Raw genomic sequence first — 13090 nt, 5'->3', positions numbered from 1 at the left:
GGCAAACAGTTTATTAGTAAACCGTTAACCTTGAGAACGTTTAACTTAAGCTTCTAGTGCCTTCGTTACTTTCTCAAATAAGTCTTTAGCTAGGTTGTCCATCCCCTTTAAAGTCTCAAGTTCTTTCTTGATCAGAGCTTGGCGTTCATCATCGTACTTACGGAATTTAAGAAGCGGGTCAATCAGACGTGAAGCAACTTGCGGGTTACTGCTGTTAAGCTCACGCAAGATCTCGCCAGCAAACTCATAGCCCTGACCTGACTTGTCATGGAACTGTACCGGGTTCATGTTTAAGAATGAACCAACCAAGTTACGAGTTCGATTCGGGTTCTTCAAACTAAACGCTTGATGTGACATCGATGCTTTGATCACTTCAAGAGCATTGGAACTTGGGTTTGTACCTTGTAGAGCAAACCACTTATCCATAACAAGACCATCGTGTTTCCACTTGTCGCTGTAATCCGCCATCAAGGTTTCACGACATGGTAGTTGCGCACTGTTTGCCGCACCCATTGCTGCCATTGTATCGGTCATGTTGTTTGCTTGCTGGTACATTGCAACAACCAAATCGTTACCCTGTTCTGTGTGCGCTAAGTAACTTAGGCAAACTTTACGTAAAGTGCGCTTACCAATCGAATCGTGATCGATTGTGTATTCCGCTAGTGCGTGGCTGTGATAAACCGCCGCTAACTCGTCTTCAAGTTCTGCAGCTAGTGTGACTTTCATTGAGTTAAGAACCAATGCGACCGCATCAATATCAACACGCTCGTACCAACCCGATACTTCATTGTGGCTTGGTAGAGAAAGCATTTCTGCAATAAACGCAGGCTCTAGTGAATCACTCAGCAGTACACCACGGAATGCATCAACAACAGAATCAGAAAGCTCAAACGCTTGACCCTGTTGAACCTTCTCCACGTTACTGCGGATGTACTTCGCTAATAGCATTTGACCCGCATCCCAACGAGAGAACTCATTGCGCGCATTCACCATCAAGAAGATCAGTTCTTCATCTGAATAGTTGTACTCCAGTTTCACTGGCGCAGAAAATTCACGAAGTAATGATGGGATCGGTTGCTCAGAAACGTTTTCAAACACGAACGTTTGCTCTGCTTCTTTCACATCTAATACGTTATGAATTGGCTTTCCGTTACATTGTAACTCAACAACTTCACCCGCAGCCGTGTATAACTCGATATCAAGAGGAATATGCAGAGCCTGCTTTTCCGTTTGCTCATGAGTTGGAGACGTGACTTGGCGAGCTGTTAACGTGTATTGTTTCTTCTCTGCGTCGTAGTGGCTTTCAACAGACAGCGTCGGCGTGCCAGACTGGCTGTACCATAAACGGAACTGAGATAGGTCGACGCCCGACGCATCTTCCATTGCCGCGACGAAGTCTTCACATGTTGCAGCTGTACCATCATGACGTTCGAAGTAAAGCTTCATGCCTTTTTGGAAACCGTCTTCACCCAACAATGTGTGGATCATTCGGATCACTTCACTGCCCTTTTCGTACACAGTCAATGTGTAGAAGTTATTCATTTCTATCACTTTTTCTGGACGAATTGGGTGAGACATCGGACTTGCGTCTTCAGCGAATTGTGGCCCGCGAATAATACGAACATTGTTGATTCGGTTTACTGCGCGAGAGCCAAGATCAGATGAGAACTCTTGATCGCGGAATACGGTTAAGCCTTCTTTCAAGCTCAGCTGGAACCAATCGCGACAAGTCACTCGGTTACCGGTCCAGTTATGGAAATATTCGTGACCGATTACCGCTTCGATGCCTAGGTAATCGGTATCCGTAGCAGTTTGGTCGTTCGCGAGAACAAACTTAGAGTTGAATACGTTCAGACCTTTGTTTTCCATCGCACCCATGTTGAAGAAATCAACGGCTACAATCATGTAGATGTCTAAGTCGTACTCTAAGTTGAAACGCTCTTCATCCCACTTCATTGAGTTAATCAAAGAAACCATCGCGTGGTTAGCTCTGTCTAGGTTGCCTTTGTCGACAAAGATTTCTAGGTCAACGTTACGACCCGATTGCGTAGTATAAGCATCACGAAGTACATCAAAGTCACCAGCAACAAGTGCAAACAAGTAAGCAGGTTTTGGGTGTGGGTCTTGCCACTTCACCCAGTGACGTCCATTTTCAGCTTCACCTTCATCAACACGGTTACCATTACTTAATAAGAATGGATTTTCTGCTTTGTCTGCGATAACCGTGGTGGTGAATTTTGCCAATACGTCTGGGCGATCCATGTAGTAAGTGATACGACGGAAACCTTCGGCTTCACATTGAGTACAGAAAGCACCACCCGATTTGTACAGGCCTTCAAGTGCACTGTTCCCTTCAGGATCGACTTCAGTCACGATCGTTAATGTGAATTCTTGTGGTAGATCGTTCAGTGTCAGTTGAGTTTCAGACTGCTCATACTGAGTCCACTCTTTACCTTCTACCAGAACAGAAACCAGCTTCAAGCCTTCACCATCAAGTACTAAGGTCGAGCTATCTTTCTCTTGCTTAACACTAGACACCGCCGTAACGATGGATGCTGAATCGTACAAATCGAAAGTAAGATCGATTTCAGAAATAGTGTGAGATGGTGATTGATAATCTTTACGATACTTGGCTTGAGGTGTATGTGCCATGACGGGTTCCTTTTGATCGTTATACGTAATTATTTGTTAACTGTATATATCTAAAGGTTGAGCGCCAAGAACACAAGGGGAATATTAAAAAAAGGAGGCATTGTAGGAAAATGCCTCCATGTTTTGCTATTTTATCAATCAAATCAGAAAGGAACGGCTAAGAAATGAACTGTGAACCATATTTTCAACGAGCCGATTTAATGGCTAAATCTCGTACTTATCGTATGCGATTAAGCACCGCGAACATGTCTCCCTCTTCACCTTGAAGTGTCAAAACATCACTGTTCAATGTGTAACGAGTACCGTGTTCGCCGTTCTCATAAAGTAGTACTAATTGGTCGCCCTCAGTGTAATACACACCGCGACGAATCACTTCACCCCCTTCTTCATCGGACACTCGGAACATGAAGATAAAATCAGGTTGAAGCACTAAATCCATTTTTTGAATGTTACTCGCACGCAAATCGCTTCCAGACAATTCAGCGCTTGACCAAATTCCAGCTAGGGCGTTGGGCAAGGCTTTGGTGAACATAACACCGTTAAGATTCAGCATATTATGATTACTACTGTACGCGTAAACCTGAGGCTCAGAAGTATTCAAACCCAAAATAATCGTGTCTTCATTGGCGTTATACAAACCTTCCCAATGATCCACACTGTAGTCTTTCTTTTGGATATCGATAGTGAATGAGTAATTTGAATCGAGAGTAAGTTTGATTGCTCTAAAGTTTTCAGTACCTTGCTCAGGATCTGGATTCATCAAATACCAATCACCAAGCAACAGAGGAAGGTCAAAATGAGATAGATTACTATCACTTTTTGATTGTTGGCTGCTAGAAGCGACCTCGCTCCCAAAAGCAACAAAACTTAAACAAGATAAAATTAGTAGAATCCATTTCATACGCGCCCCCTCGTTTTCTTTAAGCTTAGGCACGTAATGATTAGAAAGCGAAAAAATATGATCCAAGTCACTAAATTTTAAGTGCGAAGTAACTTAAGTGTCATTATTCAACACAAAACAGAGCTAAATTACCCTGAATATTGAGTGCTATTTGCGCCAACCTAAACGGTTACAATCAGATATTTCTGTCAAATCATAGACACAAAAAAAGCGAGCCTAGGCTCGCTTTTTAAATTTTGCGTCTTGGAACAATCACCTTTTAACAGGCGCTTGCTCTATTTCTTGATCATATCCAGCATGATAGCAACAGACTCATCAAGATAAGCATCCGGGGCTTCATAGTCTTTAGGAATATCATCCAACGTTTTAAACGCCTCTAACTTAGCGGCTTTTTGACGTTGATTAATACGATCTAGACGAAGCGCATCCGCATCATCGCTCTCTTGCTGACGTACCTTTTCATTCAAAGAAAGGTCGTTATCGTCTTTATCTGCCTTATATTTTTCAATATCTTGCGCGATAAAGCCAAATTCCATATCTGTCGCAATACGAGCTTGGTGTTGAGCTGTTAAAGCAGCAATTTGCTCATCGTTACGCTGTAACACTGAGTAATTTGCTTTATCAATGCTGTCCCAAGGTAGAGCATTGTCTTCAACACTTTCACCAGTATCTGCCGGGTCAATTGGCGTTGGGTAAGCAATATCAGGTACTACACCTTTGTTTTGCGTACTGCCACCATTGATTCGGTAGAATTTCTGGATTGTGTATTGAACGTAGCCCAACTCTTTGTCGAACAAATCATAAATATGATTCAAAGAACGATGCTGTTGTACCGTACCTTTACCGAAAGAGTTTTCACCTAGGATGATTGCACGACCGTAATCCTGCATCGCTGCTGCAAAGATCTCAGATGCCGAAGCACTATAGCGATTCACCAATACCGTTAACGGACCTTGGTAACTGATTTCACCATCAGTATCGCTGTTCACTTTAACACGACCGTAGCTATCACGAACCTGAACAACAGGCCCCTCTTTGATAAATAAACCAGAGAGTTCGGTTGCTTCCGTTAGTGCACCACCACCATTGTTTCGCAGATCAACAATAATACCTTCAACACCTTGCTCTTTAAGCTCGGTGATCAGTTTATCGGTATCTTTAGAAAGACCAACATAGAAACTAGGTACTTCTAGTACACCAATCTTCTTGCCATCTTTCTCGATAACTTCTGACTTAACAGCGCGGTCTTCTAAACGAATCTTATCGCGTACAATTGTGACAACGTGACTTTTTGCATCTTTACCGTCTGGCAAGATCTGTAGCTTAACTTTAGTCCCTTTCGGTCCTTTAATTAATTGCACTACATCGTCTAAACGCCAGCCGATAACATCAACAATCTCTTCGCCATCTTGACCAACGCCAACAATACGGTCGCCATCGCTCAATTGTTTGCTATTTGAAGCAGGGCCACCAGCCACTAAAGAACGAATAACGGTGTAGTCGTCTGTCATCTGAAGTACAGCGCCAATACCTTCTAGAGATAGGTTCATCTCAGATTGGAATTGTTCTGCATTTCTTGGAGAAAGGTAACTGGTGTGCGGATCAACTTCACGCGCGAATGCGTTCATGTAGATTTGGAAAGCATCTTCGTTGTGCGATTGCGTAATACGCTTCATCGCATTGTTGTAACGCTTTTCCAAAACTTCTTGAATCTCTGGCCACTCTTTACCAGTAAGTTTTAGATTCAACGCATCGTATTTAACGCGTTTTCTCCAAAGCTCATTCACTTCAGCGATATCTTTTGGCCATTCCGCTTCGCTACGATTTAGCTCAATACTTTCATCGGTATCAAACTTGATCTCTGTATCTAGCAAAGACAATGCATATTGAAAACGTTCAAAACGCTTCTGCATGGACAAATTATAAACATCGAATGCAATCTGGTTATTGCCTGCTTTCAGTTGATCATCAATTTGTGTAGATGACGCAGCGAAAAAGTCAATATCAGCTTGAGTGAAGATATTACGATTATAATCCAGCATCTCTAAGTAACGATTAAAGATAGCTTGAGAGAAATCATCGTTGAGATTGAAGTGTTTATAGTGAGAACGAGTAAATCGAGAAGTAACACGTTTACTAGCAGTTTCGTGTTGGACCTCAGGAGCGAGTAGAGGTAAATCGTCCTGATCTAATTTGGCTTCAAGAGCCTGAGCTGAAGCTGCTAGCCAAAAGCTAGCAGCAATCAGTGTCAATTTTGAACGGCATTTCATGCGTAGGAGTATCTCCTTTAAGCGCGCAAGTGCTCCGCTTTAACAACCATTTGTAGGCCGTTTGCTAACTGAACACGCACATCTTCCTTATTGATTTCAACAATGGTCGCAGCCATGTTTCCTTTACCCATGTTCACATTTACTTCTTTGCCAGCGATGAATTCGTCAGCGTTCAAAGCGCGTGTTTCTACAGGCTTTTCTACTTTTGGTGCTTTAGGCGCTTGACGACGAGGCTGTTGAGCTTTCTTCGCCTTAGGTTTCGCTTTGCCTTCTTCACGAGCTTTTTGTGCTTGTTCTTTACGACGAGCCTGAACTTTCGCTTTGCTTTCTGCAAGTGTAGCTTTAGCGTGCTCAACGTGCTCTTCTTCTAGTGTGCCACACGCGTTGCCGTCTAGGTCAACACGTTCTGCGCCAGCTTTTACGCCGTGCAGGTAACGCCATGATGATGTGTACTGTCTTAACGCTGCACGAAGCTGAGTCTTACTTACTTTTTCGTCTTCGTTTAGACGTTCAGCAAGATCTTGAAAAATACCAATTTTAAGTGGCTTCGCTTCACCTTCTAGAGTAAAGCATTTAGGGAAACATTCAGCAATATATGCGATAACTTCTTTGCTGTTTTTTAACTTTTCAGTGTTTTCCATGTGGGTTCCTGGTTTTTGCGGTTTTCCGCGAGCATTAAGAAAATATTTTTACGTATTATAGAGAGATGCTTGGGAAAAACCACAGTAAGAGAATAATTTATGCCTTGTTCGCGTGCGAATTAAGCAGCTTTTCCACTTCTGCCATGAAAAATGTTAATCCGTCCTCGTCAATTTGAGAAAAACGACCAACATTTGGGCTATCGATATCAAGAACGCCCGCGATTTTTCCGCCAATCGAGAACGGAATAACGATTTCGGAGTTACTTGCAGCGTCACATGCGATGTGACCTTCGAACTCATGAACATCATGAATGCGCTGTACTGTATTCGTCGCAACCGCAGTTCCACACACACCACGCCCTACAGGAATTCGTACACAAGCAGGTTGGCCTTGGAAAGGACCCAGTACAAGTTCGTCTTTTTCCTTAGCTTGGTCCTGCTTCATTAAATAGAAACCCGCCCAATTCAGTTCATCCAACTCCATGAATAATAATGAACTGATATTAGCAAGATTAGCAGTTAGATCGGTTTCTGATTCAATTAATGCAACGGCTTGTTTGGTTAAGCGTTGGTAATGTTCTATTTTCATATTAACTTCCAATTAAATTGAGACTTCCATTATCAAGAGAACGCAGTAGAATGCGGCAATCAAACTAAATAGGACTTATTCTCATTACAATGAACAATTCAAAAGACACTATTAGCCGTTCTTGGTTAATAACTCAAGTAAAAAAACACAAGTCCAAATTACTGTTTGCTAACATTATTGCCATATTTGCAACTCTCATTAGTGTCCCTATCCCGTTGCTCATGCCATTAATGGTTGATGAAGTATTACTTGATAAGCCGGCTTCTGGTTTAGAGATGATGAACCACCTACTTCCATCATCGTTACAAACACCGACTGGCTATATAGCACTAACTTTGCTGTTAGTGATTATCATGCGCACCGTTAGCCAAGCGTTAAACATTCTGCAAGGGCGCCAGTTTACGCTTGTGTCCAAAACAATTACCTATCAAATGCGCAGCAAGATGATAGATAAGCTTGGCCGCATCAGTATTCGACAATACGAAACCAAAGGCAGTGGCGGTATTAACGCCCATCTAATAACAGACATAGAGACAATAGATAAGTTCATTGGTTCGACTCTGTCTAAGTTCCTCATCAGCTTCTTAACCGTGTTTGGCACCGCAATCGTGTTGTTATGGTTAGAGTGGCGTTTAGGACTGTTCATTCTACTGGTCAATCCTGTTGTTATTTATTTCTCTCGTAAACTAGGCAGCAAGGTTAAGCACCTTAAAAAGTACGAGAACCAATCTTTCGAACGCTTTCAGAATCGCTTGGTGGAAACCTTAGATGGCATTTATCAGCTACGAGCTGCCAATAAAGAACGAATCTTCCTAGATGAATTAAAGGTTCAAGCGAACCAAGTAAGAATCGATGCCGATAAATACGCATGGCAATCTGAAGCTGCTGGACGTGTTTCGTTTCTGCTCTTTCTATTAGGCTTTGAGCTTTTCCGCGCAGTCGCGATGTTAATGGTGCTATTCAGTGACTTAACCATCGGTCAGATTTTCGCGGTGTTCGGTTACTTATGGTTTATGTTGGGCCCTGTTCAAGAGCTGCTAGGGATTCAATTCTCTTGGTATAGTGCGAAGGCGGCACTGCAACGCATCAATGATCTTCTTCAACTAGAAGAAGAGAGGCGCCCTATTAGCAAAGTAAATCCGTTTCATGAAGATCGAGAAGTGACAGTCGACATTGAAAACGTTACATTCTCTTACACATTAGAAAACACTGTTTTAAATAGGCTATCACTGCACATCCCTGCTGGTAAGAAAGTCGCGTTGGTTGGAGCTAGTGGTGGGGGTAAATCTACGTTAATCCAGTTGCTGATTGGGGTTTACCAAGCGGACTCGGGGCACATTCGCTATAACGGTGAAACAACCGATGACATTAGCTTTGATGTAATACGCAATCAAATTGCCGTTGTTTTACAACAACCTATACTCTTTAACGATACATTAAGGCATAATCTGACCCTTGGTGCTGAATACGACGAAATGTCGTTGTGGCGTGCGCTTGAAGTCGCTCAAATGCAAGATGTCATCAAGCAACTGAGTAATGGCTTAGATACACAAATTGGTAGGAACGGCGTTCGACTGTCTGGTGGTCAACGACAACGCTTAGCAATAGCTCGTATGGTGCTGAGCAATCCTAAGTTTGTTATTCTTGATGAAGCGACATCTGCACTCGATACAGCAACAGAGTCAGCGCTGCATAAAGCGTTGAGCGAGTTTTTGAAAGATCGCACAACTTTGATAGTGGCTCATCGATTATCAGCGGTGAAACAAGCCGATCTAATCTATGTTTTAGAAGATGGACAAGTCACACAGACGGGAACACATGGTGAATTGGTTGAACAACAAGGACTCTATCAAACACTCTACGGCAGTGTGCAATCGCACGCCTGATGTTTGTGTCTCTGGGTCTTTAAGTCGGGTTGCTAACCTAACTTACGTTTCAACTTGGGAGGTCGCGTGACCTCCCCATCCGTAACCAATCCTTTATCAACAAAACACCAATGCGACAGCAGCTCAGTGCGCCTTTGTCAGGGCTGCGAGCTTCCCGTAGATAAAATGGACATCCCTTTGGGGAAATCCGCTTACTGCCCAAGGTGTGGTACTCAGCTTTATAGAGGCGGCACCCCTAGCCTCTCTGGAAACCTAGCAATTGCGATTACCTGCTTATTGCTGTTTATCCCCTCACATTTTTTTGAATTCATCAGTATTCGCCTGATTGGCGTCATGATACCTGCAACGTTACCATCCGGCGTCTTTACTTTAATGGGTGAAGGCTTCCCTCTGCTTGGCTTACTGATCCTGTTCTGTAGTTCGATCGCTCCGTTGCTCGTGTGTACGTCGGTACTCATTACCCATTTATCATTGCGCTTTAAATTTTTTACACCATTTAAGTATGCGTTAGCCATCATCCAGACATTAAAGCATTGGATGATGTTGGATGTGTTTCTGGTAAGTTTGGCGGTCTCATGTTTCAAACTGCAAGATTACTCAGATATTTTTGTCGGCCCTGGGTTGATTGGCCTGATTCTTCTGCAGCTTTTCAGTGTATTACTGGTAAGCCGCATCAGCGTGCGTCGCTATTGGGAAGCTTGGACAAAAGAATCTGACTACTCATTTGCTGAAAGTAAGAACGTACACTGTCACAACTGCCACCTATCTCAACCGGATGGACATACTTGCGTGCGTTGTCACCATGACTTATACCACCGCAAGCCCTACTCTATACAGAAAACATGGGCACTATTATTTGCCGCATCAGTGGCTATTGTGCCAGCCAACGTCATTCCTATCTCTATCCTGATAACAAACGGTCAAAGGCTGGAAGACACCATCATTTCCGGTGTCGCTTCGCTGATTAATAGCGACATGTATGGCATCGCAGCAATCATTTTCATTGCCAGTATCGTCGTGCCCGTCGCGAAAATACTGGGCCTCGCGTACATCTTAATCTGCATCAAGATGAATCGCGCCGTTTACCACAGGCAACGTATGACCATCTATTTCATCGTGAAATGGGTGGGGAAATGGTCGGTAATGGATCTGTTCGTTATTTCGATCATGATGACCTTGGTCGACCGTGGACAGATTTTAAACTTTACACCAGGTTATGGTGCAGTCGCTTTTGGCGTCGTAGTTGTTCTCACGATGCTGGCAGCGGAAAGCTTAGATCCTAGGCTAATTTGGGATAACTACACCTCTAAAGATGAGTCAGTGAATGAACAACGATAACCAGTCACAAACATCATATTCACCAGAAGTAAGAAAAAACAAAGGCATCTCACCTTTGTGGATTCTGCCGATATTAACCGTCGCTTTAGCCGCTTGGTTGGTCATGAAATCAATACACGATGCTGGGCAACGTGTGCAGATATACTTCTCAGATGCCGCAGGTTTAGTCGCAGGTCGAACAACGATTCGTTACCAAGGTTTAGAGGTGGGTATGGTGCGCGACATCACTTTATCCAAAGATCTATCGAGCATCTATGTCGATGCTGACATCTACCCAGAAGCGAAGAAGCTACTTTCAAAAGGAACTCGTTTTTGGCTTGTGAAGCCGACTGCAAGTTTGTCTGGTATATCAGGGTTAGACGCACTTGTTTCAGGTAACTATATCGCTATTCACCCTAGCGAAACCAAAGAAGACCCAGAAACCGTTTTCCAAGCCTTAGAATCCGCCCCTTCCGACCTACTGGCTTCTGAAGGTTTGAATATTTCACTGACGACCAAAGACCTGGGTGGTGTGTCTGTTGGTTCTCAAATCGTTTACCGTAAAATTCCCATTGGTGAGGTTTACAACTACCAGTTAAACGACAACGCTAAATCCGTAACCATTCAAGCGTCAATTAAAGATGAATACAGCCATATCATTACTGATCAAAGCCGTTTTTGGAATGTAAGTGGCTTAGGCGCCAGTATTGGATTTTCAGGTGTTGACGTTCGCTTAGAAAGCCTAAGTGCATTACTTGGCGGTTCAATTGCGGTTGACTCTCCAGGAGAAGGTCAACCGGTTGAGATGAACACCAAGTTCAAACTCTACCCAGATTTGAAAACAGCGGGCCGTGGTATCTCTATCAAGATCGCTGTTCCAGACGACAACAAGATCAGTGCAACAGGTGCTCCGATCATGTATCGCGGCATCGAAATCGGTCAAATCACTGACTTGTCGCTGAGTGAAGGGCGCGAGAACGTGGTTGCATCTGCCGCTATCCAACCAGCATTCAGTGACTTTTTAAATAGCGGCAGTAAATTCGTTCTAGAAGAGGCTGAACTGTCACTTACTGGTATGAAAAATATTGCCAACTTAGTGACAGGTAACTTTTTAACCTTAGTACCGGGCGAAGGTGAAAAAGCGCGTCGATTTACTGCGATCCGCAAAAATGAATTCAGTCAGGAACAAGAGAAATCCGTTGCGATTCGCTTAACGTCGAACAATTCGTTTGGGTTAGATGTCGGCACACAACTGCTCTACAAAGGCATTGCCGTTGGTTCTATCATCCAAGTGGGTTTAGTCGATGGTGTTGGCTCTGGCTCTGATAAGCACGAAGTATTCATGGATGCGCTTATCGATAACGAGTACGCGCACCTTATCAAAAGTCACAACCGTTTCTTTGTTACAGGTAGTGCGACTGCAGAGCTGACCGAATCAGGTCTAAGTGTTACGGTTCCACCGGCAAAACAGCTTCTTACTGGCTCGATCAGCTTTGTGAGTGAAGGCAAATCTGAAGCTAGAACGGACTACCAACTTTTCCAGAGTAAATCGTTAGCAGAAATCGCCAAGTTTAATCAGTCTGGTTCAAAGACGCTTTCATTATTTGCGAGTGAATTACCATCAATTTCTAAAGGTAGCCCACTACTCTACCGCAACCTACAAGTGGGCAGTATTTCTGATTTTCAGCTTGCAGACGGTGGCGTAAGAATCAAAGTCACGATCGAAAATCGTTACACGCACTTACTCAATAAGCATACCGTTTTCTGGAACCGCTCAGGCGTTGAGGTTGATGCGTCGCTATCAGGTATCAGTATTAAGGCGGCACCAGTTAAAACCCTTATCCAAGGCGGTATTGCTTTTGACTCGCTGCCGGGAATCGATAACAAACTCGGCGATGTGTGGAAGCTCTATAAAGATTCCAAATCCGCTCGAAAATTTGGCCGCGCAATTACTATCACCTCTTCTGGCGATCAAGAAGTCAGCAAGGGCATGGCGATCAAATATCAAGGTGTCACTGTTGGTGAGGTTACTTTGGTGATTCCGAACTTCAACAAGGGCGGTATTGAAATTACTGCGCGTATTTTACCTGAGTACGTCGACAAGATTGCCGTGGCGAACAGTCACTTTTGGTTGGCAGAACCTGAGATTGGCCTTAACGGCATCAAAAACGTCTCTGCGCTACTCTCTAAGCACATCAACGTAGATCCTGGCAAAGGTGAAAGAAACACGAAATTTGAGCTTAGCAAGGGACCCGTGCAGCCTGAAGGCAAGATATTCAAGCTACAAAGCGAAACGAGAGGCTCGGTATCTGAAGGCACTCCTATCTTATTCCGTGAGCTAGAAATCGGCAGTGTTATTGATGTTCAGCTGGGCGAGTTTGCTGACCGCATCATCTCTACGATTCAAATAGAACCAGACTATGCGTATCTGATCCGCGCAAACACCGTGTTCTGGAACGTATCGGGCGTCGATGTCTCTATCGGTCTGTCAGGCGCAAACATCAAAGCTGGAACGGTAGACAGCTTATTAAGAGGTGGTATTACATTCTCAACACCACCGACGAATGAGCTTCAACCAGTGGCAAGCGAAGATCAGTCTTTCTACCTCTATCCTCAAGCCGAAGATGAGTGGAAATCATGGAGAACCGCGATTCCTCGTCCATAGAGTGAATCCTCAGAAGCTCCATGCAAATTAATGCCGCTTAACAAAGACTAATTCTTCATCAAAATGCAGCCATTCGGCTGCATTTTTGTTGTTTGCTATAAATATGGTTTAGGGCGACCTCATTTTGCTTTAAACTCCCCGCATTAATGCAATAAATCGAGATAGTCTT

General features: G+C 43.7%; 8 protein-coding genes. 3 read left to right on the top strand and 5 right to left on the bottom strand.

Going from position 1 to position 13090, the window contains the following annotated elements:
* Positions 1–45 precede the first annotated feature (45 nt).
* The 5 genes from pepN to A142_RS01250 all read right to left on the bottom strand — a co-directional run bounded on the left by pepN (position 46) and on the right by A142_RS01250 (position 7053).
* Complete coding sequence (pepN, locus tag A142_RS01270) at positions 46–2652, bottom strand: aminopeptidase N (protein ID WP_019823246.1); 2607 nt, start codon at positions 2650–2652, stop codon at positions 46–48.
* 217 nt (positions 2653–2869) lie between these two features.
* The gene (locus A142_RS01265; RefSeq protein ID WP_019823244.1) at positions 2870–3553 is read right to left on the bottom strand and encodes a hypothetical protein; all 684 of its coding nucleotides are present in this window, start codon (positions 3551–3553) and stop codon (positions 2870–2872) included.
* A 275-nt stretch (positions 3554–3828) separates the two neighbouring features.
* Positions 3829–5823, bottom strand: coding sequence for a carboxy terminal-processing peptidase (gene prc / locus A142_RS01260; RefSeq protein WP_019823242.1), 1995 nt, complete (start codon positions 5821–5823; stop codon positions 3829–3831).
* Between the two features lie 17 nt (positions 5824–5840).
* On the bottom strand, positions 5841–6464 hold the full coding sequence (gene proQ, locus A142_RS01255) for an RNA chaperone ProQ (protein WP_017057223.1): 624 nt from the start codon (positions 6462–6464) through the stop codon (positions 5841–5843).
* A 97-nt stretch (positions 6465–6561) separates the two neighbouring features.
* The gene (locus tag A142_RS01250) at positions 6562–7053 is read right to left on the bottom strand and encodes a GAF domain-containing protein (protein WP_019823239.1); all 492 of its coding nucleotides are present in this window, start codon (positions 7051–7053) and stop codon (positions 6562–6564) included.
* Between the two features lie 89 nt (positions 7054–7142).
* Here A142_RS01250 and A142_RS01245 point away from each other — a divergent pair, with 89 nt between their 5' ends.
* Genes A142_RS01245 through A142_RS01235 form a run of 3 tightly spaced genes read left to right on the top strand, consistent with a single transcriptional unit; the run spans position 7143 to position 12921 of the window.
* On the top strand, positions 7143–8939 hold the full coding sequence (locus A142_RS01245; RefSeq protein WP_019823237.1) for an ABC transporter ATP-binding protein: 1797 nt from the start codon (positions 7143–7145) through the stop codon (positions 8937–8939).
* Between the two features lie 54 nt (positions 8940–8993).
* A complete protein-coding gene (locus tag A142_RS01240) occupies positions 8994–10277 on the top strand; it encodes a paraquat-inducible protein A (RefSeq protein WP_019823235.1) in 1284 nt (427 codons plus the stop codon).
* Positions 10264–12921 (top strand): MlaD family protein, encoded by a 2658-nt coding sequence (locus tag A142_RS01235; RefSeq protein WP_019823233.1) that lies wholly within the window; start codon positions 10264–10266, stop codon positions 12919–12921. The genes A142_RS01240 and A142_RS01235 overlap by 14 nt, the downstream gene beginning before the upstream one ends.
* Positions 12922–13090: the final 169 nt, after the last annotated feature.

It is taken from the genome of Vibrio splendidus 12E03 (genome assembly GCF_000272105.2).
Lineage (GTDB): Bacteria > Pseudomonadota > Gammaproteobacteria > Enterobacterales > Vibrionaceae > Vibrio > Vibrio splendidus_I.
The sequence above is the reverse complement of the archived record's forward strand: the minus strand, read 5'-3'. Positions and strand labels throughout refer to the sequence as shown.

What these genes read in the sequence shown, in the direction of transcription:
- proQ (WP_017057223.1), bottom strand. Translation starts at nt 6,464, where the DNA reads ATGGAAAACACTGAAAAGTTAAAAAACAGCAAAGAAGTTATCGCATAT.
- A142_RS01245 (WP_019823237.1), top strand. Translation starts at nt 7,143, where the DNA reads ATGAACAATTCAAAAGACACTATTAGCCGTTCTTGGTTAATAACTCAA.
- A142_RS01265 (WP_019823244.1), bottom strand. Translation starts at nt 3,553, where the DNA reads ATGAAATGGATTCTACTAATTTTATCTTGTTTAAGTTTTGTTGCTTTT.
- A142_RS01250 (WP_019823239.1), bottom strand. Translation starts at nt 7,053, where the DNA reads ATGAAAATAGAACATTACCAACGCTTAACCAAACAAGCCGTTGCATTA.
- pepN (WP_019823246.1), bottom strand. Translation starts at nt 2,652, where the DNA reads ATGGCACATACACCTCAAGCCAAGTATCGTAAAGATTATCAATCACCA.
- A142_RS01235 (WP_019823233.1), top strand. Translation starts at nt 10,264, where the DNA reads ATGAACAACGATAACCAGTCACAAACATCATATTCACCAGAAGTAAGA.
- prc (WP_019823242.1), bottom strand. Translation starts at nt 5,823, where the DNA reads ATGAAATGCCGTTCAAAATTGACACTGATTGCTGCTAGCTTTTGGCTA.